Origin of the sequence: Rheinheimera sp. MMS21-TC3 (assembly GCF_032229285.1) — a bacterium.
GTDB lineage: Bacteria > Pseudomonadota > Gammaproteobacteria > Enterobacterales > Alteromonadaceae > Alishewanella.
In genome coordinates, this window is record NZ_CP135084.1 from 2,011,787 (window position 1) to 2,029,531 (window position 17,745).

Annotated in this window: 16 protein-coding genes; 9 read left to right on the forward strand and 7 right to left on the reverse strand. The window is 38.6% G+C overall.

Annotated elements, in window-relative coordinates; genetic code table 11:
- Nucleotides 1–24 precede the first annotated feature (24 nt).
- Nucleotides 25–1,458: an MFS transporter gene (locus RDV63_RS09860; RefSeq protein WP_313909328.1), complete on the forward strand. Its 1,434-nt coding sequence runs from the start codon at nucleotides 25–27 to the stop codon at nucleotides 1,456–1,458.
- Here the strand turns inward: RDV63_RS09860 and RDV63_RS09865 are convergent.
- Together RDV63_RS09865 and RDV63_RS09870 are read right to left on the reverse strand one after the other, a co-directional pair.
- Nucleotides 1,455–2,921, reverse strand: coding sequence for a hypothetical protein (locus RDV63_RS09865; RefSeq protein WP_313909329.1), 1,467 nt, complete (start codon nucleotides 2,919–2,921; stop codon nucleotides 1,455–1,457). The two genes, RDV63_RS09860 and RDV63_RS09865, sit on opposite strands and share 4 nt — an antisense overlap.
- Before the next feature lie 77 nt (nucleotides 2,922–2,998).
- Entirely contained in the window at nucleotides 2,999–3,991 is a 993-nt protein-coding gene (locus tag RDV63_RS09870) for an NAD(P)H-quinone oxidoreductase (RefSeq protein ID WP_313909330.1), read from the reverse strand.
- A gap of 138 nt (nucleotides 3,992–4,129) precedes the next feature.
- Here RDV63_RS09870 and RDV63_RS09875 point away from each other — a divergent pair, with 138 nt between their 5' ends.
- Nucleotides 4,130–4,705: a YceI family protein gene (locus tag RDV63_RS09875; RefSeq protein WP_313909331.1), complete on the forward strand. Its 576-nt coding sequence runs from the start codon at nucleotides 4,130–4,132 to the stop codon at nucleotides 4,703–4,705.
- A gap of 56 nt (nucleotides 4,706–4,761) precedes the next feature.
- On the opposite strand, the gene RDV63_RS09880 is transcribed toward RDV63_RS09875, so the two are convergent.
- On the reverse strand, nucleotides 4,762–5,997 hold the full coding sequence (locus RDV63_RS09880) for a glycosyltransferase family 4 protein (protein ID WP_313909332.1): 1,236 nt from the start codon (nucleotides 5,995–5,997) through the stop codon (nucleotides 4,762–4,764).
- 133 nt (nucleotides 5,998–6,130) lie between these two features.
- Between RDV63_RS09880 and trhA the strand changes: the two genes are divergently transcribed.
- A complete protein-coding gene (gene trhA, locus RDV63_RS09885) occupies nucleotides 6,131–6,769 on the forward strand; it encodes a PAQR family membrane homeostasis protein TrhA (protein WP_313909333.1) in 639 nt (212 codons plus the stop codon).
- Nucleotides 6,770–6,823: 54 nt separating this feature from the next.
- On the opposite strand, the gene RDV63_RS09890 is transcribed toward trhA, so the two are convergent.
- A complete protein-coding gene (locus RDV63_RS09890) occupies nucleotides 6,824–8,419 on the reverse strand; it encodes a S8 family serine peptidase (protein ID WP_313909334.1) in 1,596 nt (531 codons plus the stop codon).
- A gap of 441 nt (nucleotides 8,420–8,860) precedes the next feature.
- On the opposite strand from RDV63_RS09890, the gene trxB reads away from it, so the two are divergent.
- The 4 genes from trxB (at nucleotide 8,861) to infA (ending at nucleotide 11,555) form a co-directional block, all read left to right on the forward strand.
- Complete coding sequence (trxB, locus tag RDV63_RS09895; protein ID WP_313909335.1) at nucleotides 8,861–9,817, forward strand: thioredoxin-disulfide reductase; 957 nt, start codon at nucleotides 8,861–8,863, stop codon at nucleotides 9,815–9,817.
- Nucleotides 9,818–9,826: 9 nt separating this feature from the next.
- Nucleotides 9,827–10,540, forward strand: coding sequence for a leucyl/phenylalanyl-tRNA--protein transferase (aat, locus tag RDV63_RS09900; protein WP_313909336.1), 714 nt, complete (start codon nucleotides 9,827–9,829; stop codon nucleotides 10,538–10,540).
- Nucleotides 10,540–11,241, forward strand: coding sequence for an arginyltransferase (locus tag RDV63_RS09905; RefSeq protein ID WP_313909337.1), 702 nt, complete (start codon nucleotides 10,540–10,542; stop codon nucleotides 11,239–11,241). The genes aat and RDV63_RS09905 overlap by 1 nt, the downstream gene beginning before the upstream one ends.
- Nucleotides 11,242–11,336: 95 nt before the next feature.
- Nucleotides 11,337–11,555, forward strand: coding sequence for a translation initiation factor IF-1 (infA, locus tag RDV63_RS09910; protein WP_313909338.1), 219 nt, complete (start codon nucleotides 11,337–11,339; stop codon nucleotides 11,553–11,555).
- 90 nt (nucleotides 11,556–11,645) lie between these two features.
- On the opposite strand, the gene clpA is transcribed toward infA, so the two are convergent.
- Together clpA and clpS are read right to left on the reverse strand one after the other, a co-directional pair.
- Nucleotides 11,646–13,913 (reverse strand): ATP-dependent Clp protease ATP-binding subunit ClpA, encoded by a 2,268-nt coding sequence (clpA, locus tag RDV63_RS09915; protein WP_313909339.1) that lies wholly within the window; start codon nucleotides 13,911–13,913, stop codon nucleotides 11,646–11,648.
- A gap of 52 nt (nucleotides 13,914–13,965) precedes the next feature.
- Nucleotides 13,966–14,286, reverse strand: a complete 321-nt coding sequence (gene clpS, locus RDV63_RS09920) for an ATP-dependent Clp protease adapter ClpS (RefSeq protein WP_313909340.1) — start codon at nucleotides 14,284–14,286, stop codon at nucleotides 13,966–13,968.
- Nucleotides 14,287–14,476: 190 nt separating this feature from the next.
- On the opposite strand from clpS, the gene cspD reads away from it, so the two are divergent.
- Nucleotides 14,477–14,695 (forward strand): cold shock domain-containing protein CspD, encoded by a 219-nt coding sequence (gene cspD, locus RDV63_RS09925; protein WP_313909341.1) that lies wholly within the window; start codon nucleotides 14,477–14,479, stop codon nucleotides 14,693–14,695.
- 89 nt (nucleotides 14,696–14,784) lie between these two features.
- Here the strand turns inward: cspD and RDV63_RS09930 are convergent, their stop codons facing one another.
- The gene (locus RDV63_RS09930) at nucleotides 14,785–17,013 is read right to left on the reverse strand and encodes an NADP-dependent isocitrate dehydrogenase (RefSeq protein ID WP_313909342.1); all 2,229 of its coding nucleotides are present in this window, start codon (nucleotides 17,011–17,013) and stop codon (nucleotides 14,785–14,787) included.
- 222 nt (nucleotides 17,014–17,235) lie between these two features.
- Here RDV63_RS09930 and RDV63_RS09935 point away from each other — a divergent pair, with 222 nt between their 5' ends.
- Nucleotides 17,236–17,691, forward strand: a complete 456-nt coding sequence (locus tag RDV63_RS09935; protein ID WP_313909343.1) for an NUDIX domain-containing protein — start codon at nucleotides 17,236–17,238, stop codon at nucleotides 17,689–17,691.
- The last annotated feature ends 54 nt before the right edge of the window (nucleotides 17,692–17,745 follow it).

Below are 17,745 nucleotides of genomic sequence, written 5' to 3' on the forward strand. Positions count from 1 at the left end.
ATTTATTCTTATAAATGGAGTCTAATGTCTAGTCCATATCGCAGTTTTAGTGCTTTGTTTTTAACAACCTTGATTATGCTAATAGCACAAGGTTCTTTGTCTACCTATCTCGGTTTATCCTTAGCTCAAAACCAAGTTGATTCAACTTGGATTGGCGCTATGATGTCTTGCTATTATTTAGGATTAGTATTGGGCTCTAAGCTAGGCCATAAATTGATCTCTCGCGTTGGCCATATTCGTGCCTTTGTTGCTTGCGCTGCTATTGTTAGCGCTTGTGTTATGTCACACGTTTTGATTGATACTTTAGAAGTTTGGTTATTGCTGCGCGTCTTAGTCGGTATGGCTATGATGTGCCAGTATATGGTGTTAGAGAGTTGGCTTAATGAACAAGCAGAAAACTCGCAACGTGGTGCTGTTTTTGCCTTTTATATGTTAATTTCTTATCTTGGCATGATTGGTGGGCAGTTAATGCTAATGCAATTCCCAGAATTAGGCATAGCACCTTTACTTATCATTAGTATGTTTTCTTCTCTTTGTATTGTGCCTATAGCACTGACTAGTCGTATTCACCCTGCACCGCTACTTCCTGCACCGCTAAAAATAATGACCTTTTGGCGAAAGGTACCACAATCCTTAACCGCTATAACTGTTGCTGGATTAATGGCAGGCGCTTTCTATGGTTTAGCGCCCGCTTATATGGCCAGCAAAGGTTTTCCTACAGAGCAAATAACAATATTTATGTCAGTCACCATTTTAGCTGGTTTACTTGCCCAGTGGCCTATGGGTAAGTTATCAGATAGGATCCCGCGTAGCCGTATTTTACGTTTTAACGCTGCGCTACTGGCTGTTTTAACCTTACTCATGGCTATTTTACCTTTAAACTCAACCTTTTTTATGTTGACCTCTTTTTGTTATGGCTTTTTATCTTTTACTCTTTATCCCATAGCAAGTGCTTTTGCCAATCAGCATATTGAACAAGATGAGCGCGTTGCTTTATCTGCAACCATATTATTAACCTTTGGTTTAGGTGCTTGTATTGGCCCTCTTATAGCATCAGGTTTAATCCATATTTTGGGGCCTGATATGCTTTATGCCTTTATTAGCGCTAGCGCCTTAGTGCTATTTTTACGGCTAATTCATGTTAATTACACCTTAAAAATGACTAAACGTTTAATGGAGGAGCAACAACTTGCTCAATTTAAGATGGGCTCAGGCGATTTAGTCTCATCCCCCTTAGCAGCAGCCTTAGATCCGCGTGTAGATGAAGCAACCGTTTTAGCACAGATGCACGATGAAGATGCCGCTAAGGCACAAGGCTATGTTAGTAGTCATTATGATGATGATGTTGAACCAGAAACGGAAGTAGACGAACATTTGTGGGACTATACTCCAGAGAATATGGTCTATCCAGAACCGACGACTATCGACGACGATTCTGAATATAAAGCATCATCCTAATTCCGGTGCATTACTACTCTATTCCATAAGTTTTGATTTTTCACATAAGAAAAATACTCATCTGGATGCCAACATTTTGGCAATAAAGACATATTTTTACGTTCTTCATAATTAGAAACAAGTAATTTAAATATTTCTAGCAAACGCTCCTGACTTATTACGGCAAGTTTTTTTCTCGCGGTAGGATAGTACAAATTATTACCGACACTGACAATACAGCCTTGTGCTGAAACGTTATAGGTTAAGTTTCGGGTCACCATTCGACAGGCTGGCTCATGCAGGTTTTTAGGGTAAAGCCCTGTCACTATTGCATATTCGTAACGATCGAGATCTTGATCATCAGAATCTTTAGGAATATAAGTAATACCAAAGCCCTGAGGAAAAATGCCAGTAATTGCCAGCAAACTTTTGACTGCTGTATTACTATAGACTCCCTTCTCCACCCCCTTCTCTAGTACTAAAGATACCCTGGGCAGTGTTTCATATACAAAATTTGGTTTAGTTGACAACACAACTGAGGTATAAACTTGGGGAATTTTTAATAAATTGCCTATACCGCTTTCTGCTTTAATAGCACCTTTTAATAACTGTTGCATAAACAGTTTTCGCTGCTGGCTATTTTCAATGAAGGTTTTACGCTCAACTTTGCTATTGCCTTGATAGCTATCTTCTAACTGTTCGGTGACATATTTAAGAGTTTGACTATAACTGACCTGTAACATACTGGTTCGCTCTGCATTATCCATCACCCGAAATGGATCTGCCTTACCATCATTACCATAAATAATTTTTTGAACCTCTGGATGACAGCTGCCTATATCTTGCAGAATTGCGGCCATTAATAAGGGTATTTGAACATCATCCCTAAATGGATGATAGCTATCAAAATCATTATAGTCACCTGCTTTAGCTTTAGCTCTCTGCAGAATATATTCATTAGAAATATCATTATCAAACAATAACTTATCAAGTAATAGTAAGCTTAAAACTGCTTTATATAAATGTTTACTTTTTTGATTAATTAATGCAACATTTCGACCTTCGGTAGGCGATGATAATTGGATGGTCCCTAACATTTTTGCCGTTAGCTGTAAGGTTTCATCAGAAGAATCTCCCCTAGTTAACTGCAATATAGTTATGCATATCTGTTTTAAATAGGAAAACCGTTGAAAAGACTCTTCACTAAGTTGCTGATTAAACTCTTTTAACTCTGCTTTAGCTTGCTGATATTGCCGTTCAAAACTAGCTGAATCTTTAGCTGAACCTTGGGCAAGTCTGCTTTCAAATAGTTGAACTTGCTGTTCAAGTCCAATCTGTTGCTTTTGTTTAAGCTCTACTCCGCTAAAGCACTGAATTGCTTGCTCATAAACTGAGTCCGCTACAACAGTATTATCGTAAATTTTAGCAATTAACGCTAAAACTTGCTTAGTATAGTTAGATTTACCGATAACCTCTATTGCCATACCTTTATGTATTCCTGTACCTATAACTTACAGCAGCTTTGCTGTATCACTATATAATTGTCTTATTCCAAGGGTGATTAAAACTCTAATACTAATTTCCCTTGAGTTTGATTAGATGCCATTAACTGGTGTGCATCAGCTGCTTGCTGCCAGTTAAAGGTTTTATAAATAATAGGTTGTATTTTTTTTTCGGTTAAAGCTATACCACAATTTTTTATAAAGTCTTTTGTTAAATTGGCTTTATAAGCATCTGAACGATTGCGTAAAGTAGAGAAAATTAATTGCCCTCTTTGTTTAAACAAAGGGACTAAATCTAATTCGGGTAAGTGCCGCCCTCCCATCATGGCATAAATGACTATTTTTGCATCTAAACCCAGTATTGCTATATTACGATGAATGTAATCACCCGCTACAGAATCAAGTATAAGATCAGCACCATCTGGCCAACATTTAGCTAACACATCCTCAAATTTATCTTGCTTATAATTAACAAGAATATCTGCTCCGAGCCGCCTACACAATGCTAATTTTTCATCGGTGCTAGCAGTAACTGCAACTATAGCATCAAAAAACTTAGCTAATTGAATAGCAGCTGTACCTACACCGCTTGCGCCAGCATGTATCAGCACCTTCTGCTGTACTGATAATTGACCATGCCACCTTAGCAGTTGATAAGCGGTTAAGAATACTTCAGCTGTCGCAGCTGCTTCGATCATAGAATAGCCTTCAGGCACTATAATCGCATGCTGATGATGTAATACCGCATATTCAGCGTAGCCTCCACCTGGTACTAAACCAAACACCTGCTTACCTATCCAGTGCTGCAATTCAGCTGGAGTGGCAACTACAGTGCCAGCAACTTCTAAACCTAAAATATCACTTTCACCTGCAGGAGGTGGATATAACCCCTGACGTTGCACTAAATCGGCACGGTTTACTCCCGCTGCAGCAACTTTAATTAGCAATTGATTCGCATTCATCTTTGGCACTGCGATCTGAGCACATTCTAAGTAACTGTTTTGACCTGGTTGCTTAATAATTATTGCTTGCATACTGGCTGGAATAGACATGGTATTACTTTCCTGTACCTAGAATGTTATTAAAACTAGCTAAACTGATAATCTATACTCAAACAAATGACTGCTAATACATTGGTATAAATCACTATTTGCTTTATGCTATATACACTACTTTATTTGGAGCAAGTAATGAAGAAATTATTATATATCCTCGCTATGACTAGCAGTTTTGTATCTACTGCAAGCTGGCAACTTATCCCAGAGCAATCTAGCCTTAATTTTATTTCTATAAAAAATACTACTGTTGCTGAAACTCATCAATTTAGCAACCTTAAAGGTACTTGGTCTGATCAAGGAAGTGTGCAAATACAAATCCCTGTATCTAGTTTAGAGACTCATATTCCTATTCGTAATCAACGCATGCTTGACTATGTATTAAAAGCTAAACAGTATCCAGAAATTACCGTTCAAGCTGAGTTAAAACCTGACAGTATTGCTTCATTAGCAGTTGGTAAGTCGATGTTACTTACTTTACCTATAGCCGTTAATATCGCAGGGGAAACAGTTAATTTACTGGCTAATATTCGATTACTAAAAATAACAGCTAGCAGCATTCAAGCAACAACAGAGTCGCCATTAATATTGAATGTAAACACTGCTAACTTAAGCGCCGGTGTAGATAAACTACAGCAATTAGCGCAATTAAATGCTATCAGTAAATTAGTTCCGGTAACCTTTAGCGTTAACTTTAATACTACAATTTAGTTTGCTTTAAGCCGCCTCTTCAAGACTGGTAGAGGCGGTAAAGCCATTAAGGGCCTTTACTTTTTTGCTAAGCGATTCTTAGCTTCAATCCACTGCCCCATAAATTTAGTGCTTCTATAAGCATGATGTTGCAACATAATACCCGTAAAATTGTTCATTCTATGCAGTTGTAGGCTATCTAGAGTCTGCTGGATTTGTTGCCATATGACTGGCTGTAATTTAGCAGCTGAAAACTTTTGTTCTAAAATATAACGTCCTTGCTGTTGTGCCACTATCCACAAACTAGAATCTTGGTATAGTTGAACAGCCGCCGATGCAATAGCAGCATTATCATTGGCAACTAGTCCGGCCCATGATTTATCGGCTAACTGCATCCCTTCAGCACCAATGTCAGTGGTCACACTAGGGGTACCAAATTGCATTGCATCTAATAGTTTGCCCTTTAACCCAGCACCAAAAGCTAACGGAGCCAAACACACTTTTGCTTGTTGCATAACATCAGATACATTTTCAGCCCATCCTTTGACGTAAAAACCTTCCATTGCATTATGTAATGCTGTGGCTTTAGGCGGCGGATAGGCTCCGTAAATATATAAGTGACTTTGTGGTAATTGCTTGCGAATTAAGGGCCAAATACTTTGTTTTAACCATAACACTGCTTGCCAATTAGGTGCATGACGAAAATTACCTATAGCAATAAAATGTTGACGTTGCTCAAAACCAGTATGCTTTATAATGTTTTTTGTATCGACAAAAAATGGGCAATAGCATAACAACGATTTAGGAACAGCGAAATGTTGCTGTAATAATTGCATTTCATACTCTGAAATAACCAAAGTAATATCACAACGGTAAATAGCAGCAATTTCTCGTACAGCAATATCAGAGTTTAAATCTTCCTTTTGCAACAAACGGCCAGCTTTATAGGCTTGATGACGTGCATCTCTAAGTGAATGCATGTCTTCCATATCTAAAATACGCAAGGCCTGTGGACAGCTAGCCTCGACTCGCCAACCAAATTGCTCTTCCAGCATAAAACGATCAAACATTACAGCTTGCACAGACAGTCCCTTTAACCAATGATCAAAACTGTCATCATTTAGTAAAATTTGTTGCTCTTTAACACCTAAAGCCTGTAAATCTGCACGTTGTAATGATTTTTCTGCTGCACTGGCAAATATCACTTGCCAACCTTGGGCTATAAACAATTCAATCAGGCTTAGCATACGATAACCAGCGGCTGAAGATTTTGGCTCTGGCCAAACATAACCAATAATTACTAATAAAGGCACAATGTCGCTCCAACAAATGGTTATTTTAACCAGAAATCTATTTAAAAAGTAGCATAGCTAGCACTAAGAAAATATAGAATAAAAAGCTCGCCGCCATGGTAAACTTAAGTATCGAAAACTTTATTGAAGCCTTATGTCTATTTCAGCACCTTACTCTACAACGGAAGAGTTATTACACACTATCACTCATGCAGTTGGAGCCATTTTAAGCTTAGCTGGCTTACTCTTAATGCTTAATCTACCTAGCGTACAACAAAATACCATTTATTTAATGAGTAGTGTAATTTATGGTTTGAGTTTAGTGTTAATGTACAGCAGTTCTACGCTGTATCATGCTAGTAAAAATATAGTAGTGAAAAATTGGTTTAGACAATTAGATCATGCAGCAATTTTTGTGCTTATTGCCGGCACTTATACGCCTTTTACTCTTATTAGTTTACGTAATGATTGGGGGCTAACCTTATTTTGTATTATCTGGGCTATCGCTGTTATTGGTGTAGCCATTGAGCTGGGATCAAAGCTTAAATATAAAAAGCTATCTTTAGCTTTATATTTAGGAATGGGCTGGCTGGTTATTTTTGCCATTAACCCCATCCTAAATAATGTCGCTATAGAGGCGATCTGGCTGTTATTAGCAGGGGGATTAAGCTACTCCATTGGTGTAATATTTTATGTAGCCAAAAAACTCTATATGCATCATGTTATTTGGCATTTATTTGTTTTAGCAGGCAGTGTTTTTCACTTTTTAGCTATACTAATTTATGTTTTATAATAAAAAACAGGCTTAATCTAAGCCTGTTTTTTATTTAACTTATTAACGTATCAATTAATACTGATAGCTAAAGGTTAAGCCACCAAAGTTTTGATAGCCACGGATACCAACATGCCAAGTACCTGCATTTGGATTGTTTATAGTACAAACTTCTTCGTTGCCCGTTCTATAAGGGCGACAGGTAAATGAAGAAGTAGTTGGTGCAGCGCCAAAGCGAATGTATAAATCAGCATCACCCCAACCACCGGTTGTTTTAAAGGTTACAGAAGAAACCCCTGATGGTATTTGATAGCTACCACGTAACCACTGACCAGCAGATGCTGAGAGATTATTGAAAGTAGCGCCATTGCTGGGCGGCGGTGTAGTGCCACCACCGTCATCACCGCTACAACCATTATTGGTTAAATAATCATGAGCCGCTTTTGCTTTTACAATACCCCAACCATAAGAAGTATCTCTACCACTGGCTCCGCGATCTTGTGCTGTCGCATTAAGCGCGCTACGAATTTGTGGTGCAGTACACTGTGGGTGGTTACTCCATACTAAAGCAGCAACACCGGCTACGTGAGGCGAGGCCATTGAGGTACCACTGATACTATTGTAGCCACCGTTATTCCATGTCGAACTAACGTTTACACCTGGACCTGCAATCTCAACTTGCGAGTTTCGCTGTGAGAAGCTAGCTAAATTACCGCTAGAGTTAACTGCAGCAACCGAAACAACAGCATCATAAGATGCAGGGTATGAAAACGAAGTGTTACCATCATTACCCGCTGCAGCAACTAATAACATACCGCTGTTGTAAAAGTTATCCATTGCTGTTCTTTCAGTTTGGGTAGCAGAACCGCCACCTAAACTCATATTAACCACTTTAGAGCCGGCATTTTTACAAGACTGGATCGCGTTCACTAAGTTTGAAGCATAGGTCCAATTGCCTTGGTCATTGAATATTTTTACTATATGAACATTTGCTTGACCTGAACCTATAACACCGACAACACCGGTATTATTATCAAGTGCTACCATAGTTCCAGCTACGTGGGTACCGTGACCATTGCCATCTGAATACCAGTTACCGTGTCCAGAAAAAGCATAACCACTAGTCCCTGAGCTTTGTAAGTCACTGTGGTTATACTGATAGCCGGTATCAATAATACAAACACCTGTATTACCTGCATTGCTATCGCTAACTAAGTTAGCCTGCACCATAGAAATACCATAAGGTGTGCTTTGTGCCATAGGCGATACCATATCCATAAGGTAACGCTTCTGATCCAGCTCTACATATTCAATATTAGGGTTAGCTGCTAATAACTTGTGTTGCTCTGGAGTTAACTCCACTACACTAGCTTGAACCATAGGTAACTGGTCAATAGCTGTAAGATTATATTGAGATAGCAATTGCTGGGAACGTTGAGTAAACATTTCTGCAGATTCAGAACTAACTACTTGCTCAGAATCACTTAATGTTGACATGAGTTCAGCGGATTTAAATTTAACAATGTAACGCTGTTCAGCTTTGACTTCGATTAAGCCTGCTACAGGTGTTAGTACCGAGTTCGATTGATTTAAACTTGCTGCAACAGCGCTAGCGGTTAAGCTTAACGCACAGATGGTAGTTGCTGCAATTAAGGTGGTTGATGTTCTCATTATATTACCCTTAATTATTATTCTATCCTTTTTTTATATTGCGCATCCTGCACAAACAATAACCTACCCGCTTCTTAAGTTACAATCAATAACATTTATCATATATTTTATTACAATTTTGTAAATTTTCCTGAGTTAGAAAATTTTTAATGTTAATAGGGACAGCGTTTACCTACAACAAATACTAAGTTTATAAATTAGAAACAATTATAGCGCAGTATCCTCAGAAATTTTTCTTAGTATTGCTAACAACCAAGGTACAGTGAAACCAATATTCATCTCTTATTTATCCCTACTTAAGGTAATTATTTTTAAATAATTACCTATATTTATTTGTTTACAGCCAGATTAGGGTTAAATCTCGCCAAGCACTTTCACTCTGGCTTACATTCTTTTAGAATCGACACCATTAACGTTTTTAATGCAGTTTTGGAGAATTGAATGTCAGAGATTAAACACAGTAGGCTACTAATTTTAGGTTCAGGGCCAGCTGGTTATACTGCTGCGGTTTATGCAGCTCGCGCTAATCTTAAGCCGGTACTTATCACAGGTATGCAACAGGGTGGCCAACTCACCACGACTACAGATGTTGAAAACTGGCCTGGTGATGCACATGGTTTAACCGGTCCAGCGTTAATGGATAGAATGCTACAACATGCTGAAGCCTTTGATACCCAAATTGTTTTTGATCATATTCATACTGTAAATTTAAAGCAGCGCCCTTTTATACTTACTGGTGATAATAGCGTTTATAGCTGTGACGCTTTAATTATTTGTACTGGTGCATCAGCTAAATATCTTGGGTTACCTTCTGAAGAGAAATTTAGTGGTCGCGGTGTCTCAGCTTGTGCAACTTGTGATGGTTTTTTCTATCGTAATCAAAAAGTAGCTGTAGTAGGTGGCGGTAATACTGCTGTTGAAGAAGCATTATATTTGTCTAATATTGCAGCGGAAGTTCACCTTGTTCACCGCCGTGATAGCTTTAAAGCAGAAAAAATTTTAGTTGACCGTTTAATGGACAAAGTAAAAAACGGCAACATTATTTTACATACCCATCGTCAATTAGACGAAGTATTAGGTGATGACAGTGGCGTAACAGGTGTTCGTCTTAAATCTACTCAAGGCGAAGCTGATGAAGAACTTGCATTACAAGGCGTATTTATTGCTATAGGTCATAAACCTAATACTGATATCTTTGCTGGCCAACTAGATATGAATGGCGGCTATATAAAAGTACACAGTGGCTCAGACGGCAATGCCACCCAAACTAGCTTGCCAGGTGTCTTTGCTGCAGGTGATGTATCTGATTATATTTATCGTCAAGCTATCACTTCTGCGGGTACGGGTTGTATGGCTGCACTCGATGCTGAGCGTTATTTGGATGCACTAGCTAAGTAAGCTTTTAAATTGACCATTTACTTACCTGAACTGGCGGCAACTAACTATTTGTTTCCGCCAGTTGATCAAGCTATTAGCTCACCAGATGGTTTGCTCGCAATGGGTGGAGACTTAACAGCTAAACGCTTAATCTCTGCCTATCGCCAAGCTATTTTCCCTTGGTTTAGTCAAGGAGATCCTATTCTATGGTGGAGCCCATCGCAACGTGCAATCTTTGCACCTAATTCGTTAAATTTAAATCGCAGTTTAAGAAAACAACTACATAAAACCCCTTTAGTCTTTACTATCAATGCTTGCTTTAAACAAGTTATTCAGCATTGTGCTGCGCCGCGAGCTTCCCAAGCTGAAACCTGGATTTTATCGGAAATTCAGCAGGCTTATTATCAACTACATACCCTTGGCCACGCCCATAGTTTAGAAGTTTGGCATAATAAGCAGCTTGTTGGCGGTTTATACGGTATAGCAACAGGTAGTTTATTTTGTGGTGAATCTATGTTTAATTTAGCCCCTAATATGGCAAAATTTGCGTTGATAGCCTTACAGCAACATCTGCAGCAGTACGCTTCAGGTTGGATAGATTGTCAAATTCCAAATCCTTTTTTAAGCCAAATGGGTGCTAGCGTTATTTCTCGTAATGATTATTTATCCTTATTGTATCAACAACGTGATGAGATAATTGCTGCTAACTGCTGGCAACCTCAAACAATTATATTGGCTATATAATGCAGAATATAGAGCTGGGGTTAACTTATGACAGTCCTTGCAGTTATTTAACACAGCAACAACAAAAACTCGCTTTCGTCTTACCTGCTACACCACTAACAGCTGACTTATATCAGCAATTAATGGATCTTAACTTTAGACGCAGCCATCATCAGGCTTACCGCCCACATTGTTCATCTTGCAATGCATGCCAAGCAGTAAGGCTAAACCCAAAGTTATTAACCTTAAGCGCTAGCCAACGCAAGCTACTAAAAAAGGCTCAAAAAGAAGCTTGGCATTACCAATTTGTTAGCACGCCATCTGCTCCCTACTTTACGTTGTATCAAGCTTATATTTCGTTTAAGCATAAACAAAGCAGTATGTACCCAGCAAGCCAAGCCGATTTAAATAGCATGCTAGAATGTAACTGGTTAGCAGTACAATTTTTAGAGCAATATCATAATAACCAATTAGTCAGTGTGACTATTGTCGACGTATTAGAAAATAGTCTTTCTGCGGTCTATACTTTTTATAGCCCCAATGTTAGTTATTTATCTCCTGGTAAATTAGCTATCATTAATTTAGCAACAGTCGCACGTCAACTAAACAAGACATGGTTATATCTTGGTTATAACATTGAAAGCTGTAAAAAGATGGCTTACAAGGCTAATTTTAAGCCGCAACAACGCTTTATTCGGGGACAATGGCATTCATTTAGCTAAAAATGCGCTTCTTCCTTTACTTATGCCGTCAATTTCGGCACAATTTGCGCAGATTTTTTTATGGTTCATCCAATTTAAAGAGGCAAATGCGCTGAATGGCGAAAGAAGACGTTATTGAAATGCAAGGTACCATTTTGGATACCCTGCCAAATACTATGTTCAAAGTTGAACTTGAAAACGGCCATGTCGTTACCGCTCACATTTCTGGAAAAATGCGTAAGAACTATATTCGTATTTTAACCGGCGATAAAGTGACTGTAGAATTAACCCCCTATGATTTAACTAAAGGCCGTATTGTTTTCCGTCAACGTTAATTGATACTAACAACTAATTAGTTTAAGTCTACATGGCAAAATATAATAAACCCGGTATCACACCGGGTTTTTAATTTTACTATATCTGCTTTAATCAGCCAATGCAGGCTCATCTGCAACTTGATATTCAAAGTGCAATTCTTCATTAATTAAAGCTACTTTTACATCACCACCATGCACTAATTGGCCAAATAATATTTCATTGGCTAACGGTTTTTTCAAATGCTCTTGGATCTGTCTTGCCATGGGTCTAGCTCCCATTGTTTTGTCGTAACCTTTATCAGCTAACCACTGCCTTGCATTAGCATCAATTTCAAGACTTACCTGTTTTTTATCTAATTGCACTTGTAAATCGCAGATAAACTTATCAACTATCTGTAAAATAATATCTTCAGATAAGTGTTCAAACCAAATAATTCCATCTAATCGATTGCGAAACTCAGGGCTAAAGGTGCGATTAATTTCATTAAGAGCATCAGAGCTATGGTCTTGCTGCTTAAAGCCTATAGACTTGCGTACAGTCTCTTGTACGCCTGCGTTGGTGGTCATCACTAATACTACGTTTCTAAAATCAGTTTTACGGCCATTATTATCCGTTAAGGTCCCGTGATCCATTACTTGTAACAGAATATTATAAATATCACTGTGAGCTTTTTCTATCTCATCCAATAACACTACTGAGTAAGGATGTTTAGAAACAGCATCAGTCAATAATCCACCTTGTTCAAAACCGACATACCCTGGAGGTGCACCAATTAACCGACTAATCGCATGCCGCTCCATATATTCGGACATATCAAATCGCAGTAACTCTACACCTAATACCTTAGCTAGTTGCTTAGTCACTTCAGTTTTACCTACTCCAGTTGGGCCGGCGAATAAAAAGCTACCTATAGGTTTCTCTTCATTACCTAAGCCTGAGCGAGACAAGCGAATAGCTGAAGTTAATACTTCAATTGGTTTATCTTGACCAAATACAACTAGTTTCAAGTTCCGATCTAAATTTGCTAAAACATCGGTGTCTGAAGCCGATACCGACTGCTCTGGAATACGTGCCATTTTAGCAATAACATGTTCTATTTCCGCAACATCAATTACCTTGCTGCGCAACTCTTCTGATAATAAACGCTGACTAGCACCCGCTTCATCAATAACATCTATGGCTTTATCAGGTAAATGTCTGTCATTGATATATTTAGCAGATAGCTCTGCCGCTGCACGAATTGCTTTTTGGGTATAACTCACATTATGGTGTTTTTCATAACGTTCTTTTAAACCTAACAAAATTTTTGTTGTGTCTTCAACGCTAGGTTCTAACACGTCAATTTTTTGGAAACGACGAGCTAAAGCCGTATCTTTTTCAAACACTGAATTAAACTCTTGATAAGTAGTAGACCCCATACAGCGTAACTTACCACTTGATAACAACGGTTTAATCAAATTTGACGCATCCATCACACCACCAGATGCAGCACCGGCACCGACAATAGTATGAATTTCATCTATAAACAAAATGGCGTCTTCTTCTCGCTGTAACTCTTTGAGTAAGGCTTTTAAGCGCTTTTCAAAATCACCTCTATATTTAGTTCCTGCTAATAAGGCGCCCATATCTAGCGAGTAGATGGTTGCATTAGCAATAACTTCTGGTACCTCATTATTAACTATTCTATAGGCTAAACCTTCGGCTATCGCCGTTTTACCTACCCCAGCTTCTCCTACTAAAAGTGGGTTATTCTTTTTACGTCGGCATAATACTTGAACCGCGCGCTCTACTTCTTTATCGCGGCCAATTAAGGGATCAATCTCACCATTTTTAGCCAAAATATTTAAGTTAGAGGTGTAGTTATCTAAATGCTTACTGTCATCACTGATTGCTTCAGTACCATCTTCTTGGATGTGCTCATCATGATGTTCTAGCTTTTCGGTTTTCGTTACACCGTGTGAAATAAAGTTAACAATATCTAAACGACTAATATCTATTTTCTTTAATAAATATACCGCTTGCGATTCTTGCTCACTAAAAATAGCAACTAAGACATTCGCGCCAGTAACCTCTACTTTGCCTGAAGATTGAACATGAAATACGGCTCGTTGTAACACTCGCTGAAAGCCTAAGGTAGGTTGGGTATCCCTCTCTAACTCTCCCTCAGGCAAAACAGGTGTGGTTGAGTCGATAAAGCTTGCTAATTCGGCACGAAACTTGTCAATAACCACACCACAAGAGCGTAACGCTTCCCCTGCTGCTGGATTATCTAACAGTGCTAATAATAAATGTTCTACTGTCATATACTCGTGTCGACGCTCACGGGCAAACCTAAATGCCATGTTAAGCGTTAACTCAAGATCTTTATTCAACATATCCAACTCCTAAACTACTTGAGTACAATAGTAGACTAAACTAAGACCGAATTTAAGCGTGTTCCATCGTACAAAGTAATGGATGCTGATGCTCTTTAGCATAATGCATCACTTGTTGAACTTTGGTCTCGGCTATTTCAGCCGTAAAAGTACCGCAAACACCTTTACCTTCATAATGTACTTTTAGCATAATTTCAGTCGCTTGCTCATACTGCAAGTTAAAAAAACGACTTAAAACATCTATTACAAAATCCATGGGGGTGTAGTCATCATTATGCAACACTACCCTATACATTCGCGGTGGTTCAACCCGTTGCTGCGTTAACTGCTCTAATACAACATCTTGTTCTTCAATTTCTTTATTACTGTTCATAAACTATAGCCATAGCTGCGTCATCCATCAAAGGGTTAATGTTAACATATAGTAAAAATTAGGTTTATTTTTGCAAATAACTTGACTGTTTGCACAAATTATCTACAGTAGTTGATGGAGGTGACGCTTTCCCCCCACCATTTAACCTAGAATACAGAATTTAGCTAACTTAGAGAAGGAAGTAAGTTGTATGGCTACCGGTAAAGTAAAATGGTTCAATAATGCCAAAGGATTTGGGTTTATTAGAGAAGATGGTCGAGACGAAGACATTTTTGCTCATTATTCTACTATTAGTATGGATGGCTACCGAACACTAAAAGCTGGCCAAGACGTTGAGTTTGATTTATCAGATGGTCCTAAAGGGTTACATGCTGTCAATATTAAACTTCCAGGCGAAATAGTTGAGTAATTGCTACGTCCACTAAAAATTTAGTGCGCACCGATAAAAAAAGCAGGCTTAAAGCCTGCTTTTTACTTTGTTAGAAATATATAGTTCTATTATAACGCTGCTAAAATAGTATTTAAGGTATTGCTTGGCCGCATAGCTGTTGAAACTAAATTGCTATCTGGACGATAGTAACCGTTAATATCAACTTTTTTACCTTGAGCACCATTTAACTCAGCGACAATTGTCGCTTCTTGCTGATTTAACGCTTGTGCTAACTTAGCAAAGCGACTTTGCAACTCTGGATCTGTAGTTTGCGCTGCTAAAGCCTCTGCCCAGTACATGCCTAAATAGAAATGACTACCACGGTTATCTAATTCACCAAGCTTACGACGCGGCGATTTATCATTGTCTAAGAACTTAGCTGTAGCTAGATCTAAAGCATCAGCTAAAATTTTAGCTTTACTGTTATTAGTAACTAAACTCAAATGTTCTAAAGACGCCGCTAAGGCTAAAAACTCACCTAATGAGTCCCAACGTAAATAGTTTTCTTTTAAAAACTGTTCAACGTGCTTAGGTGCAGAACCACCCGCGCCAGTTTCAAATAAACCACCGCCATTCATCAGTGGCACTACTGATAACATTTTAGCACTAGTACCTAGCTCTAAAATTGGGAATAAGTCGGTTAAGTAATCGCGTAGTACGTTACCCGTTACAGAAATTGTATCTAAGCCATCTTTAATACGTGCTAATGAGAAGCGCGTTGCTTCAACAGGAGACATAATTTGAATGTCTAAGCCGCTAGTATCATGCTCTTTTAAATAGGTATTCACTTTAGCCATTAACTGACGATCATGAGCACGATTTTCATCTAACCAGAATACCGCAGGTGTATTGCTTAAACGAGCACGATTAACCGCTAATTTTACCCAATCACGGATTGGTGCATCTTTAGCTTGGCACATACGCCAAATATCGCCCTGCTCTACTGCATGTTCAAAAACTGTTTCGCCTTGGCTATTGAGTACTTGAACAACACCGGCTGTGGCAATTTCAAAGGTTTTGTCATGCGAGCCATATTCTTCTGCTTTTTGCGCCATTAAGCCCACGTTAGGCACTGAACCCATGGTTTTAGGATCAAAAGCACCGTGTTTTTTACAGAAATTAATGGTTTCTTGATACACACCGGCATAACAACGATCAGGGATCATCGCTTTAGTATCTTTTAAATTACCGGTTGTATCCCACATTTTACCTGAACTACGGATCATTGCTGGCATAGAAGCATCAATAATCACATCACTTGGTACATGTAAATTAGTAATACCTTTATCTGAATTAACCATCGCTAATTCAGGTTGATTAGCATAACAAGCATTTAAATCAGCAATAATTTCATCTTGCTTAGCTTGCGGTAAAGTAGCAATTTTGCTGTAAATATCACCAGCACCATTTTTAACGTCAACACCTAACTCAGTAAATAAAGCGGCGTGCTTATCAAAAACAGGTTTAAAGAAAGTAATAACCGCATGGCCAAACATAATAGGATCTGACACTTTCATCATTGTTGCTTTTAAGTGCAATGATAATAAAACATCTTGTTGTTTAGCTTCGGCAATTTGCTTATCGTAGAACGCACATAATGCCGCTTTACTCATAGTAGCCGCATCAACAATTTCACCTGCTAATACTTTTAATTCTGGTTTTAATACCGTAACGCTACCATCTTTAGCGACTAACTGAATTTTTAAGGTGTCATCTTTATCTAAAGTAGCTGACTTCTCGCTACTATAAAAGTCACCATCGGTCATATGGGCAACATGAGAAAGAGAGTCTCTAGACCATGCACCCATGCTATGTGGGTTCTTACGCGCATATTGCTTAACAGAGGCCGGCGCACGACGATCTGAGTTACCTTCTCGTAATACAGGGTTTACTGCACTACCTTTTACTCTATCGTAGCGCGCTTTAATATCACGTTCTTGATCTGTTTTAGGCTCTACTGGGTAATCCGGTAAGGCATAACCTTTTTGCTGTAATTCTTTAATCGCAGCATTTAGTTGTGGTGTAGAAGCACTAATATTAGGTAACTTAATAATGTTAGCTTCAGGCTGTTTTGCTAACTCGCCTAATTCTGCTAAGGCATCAGCTATCTGCTGTTCTGGCGTTAAAAAGTCAGGGAAAAGAGCAATAATGCGCCCAGATAGTGAAATATCACGAGTTTCTACTTCTATACTTGCAGCAGCTGCAAAGGCTTGTACTATAGGTAATAAAGAGTAAGTGGCCAAGGCTGGTGCTTCATCGGTTTCTGTGTATATAATTTTTGCAATTTTATCTGACATATCTATTCCTGTAATGTGTTCGCGATCATCTGCACTATAGTATCAGCAACTTATGCCGATGCTTGTACGATGTTGATATTTTAAACGCATTTGTTGCAAAGCGGCCGTAGTATAGCAGCATGGCATTTAATAAAATAGTTAACAGTAGCCTAAGCTTTTTTCATCCTATATGCTAAGTTGTCAACCATAGAGTGCAATCAGTTGGCAATAAGAACTTCGATTATGAGCAGAGAACAGCTACATCTCACCGTTGCTGCGGTGGTGCATTACCAAAAAAAATTTTTATTTGTTGAAGAAATTGATAAACAAAGTCAATTACGGGTTTTAAATCAACCAGCCGGTCATGTAGAAGAAAATGAAGATTTATTAACAGCAGTTAGCCGAGAATTATTAGAAGAAACCGGCTTAAACCTAACTCCAAGCCATTGGCTAGGCATTTCTCAGTTACATGCAGCGAATAATCATCGTTATGTTAGAGTTAACTTTATATTTGAACCTACCTGCCTACCTGAGCAGTATAGTTCACAAGACCCCGATATCCTTGCCCTGCATTGGTATAATGAGCAAGAGCTTTTAGATTCGGCATTGGCAGTCCGGAGTCAACTAGTGCTAGATGCTATCCAACTATTTCAACAGGGCGTCCGTCTACCTTTAAATCTGATCCAGCCAACAAGATAACATGCTTTGTCAATGAGAATAGTGCTATAATACGCGCCGAGATTTTAACTAGTT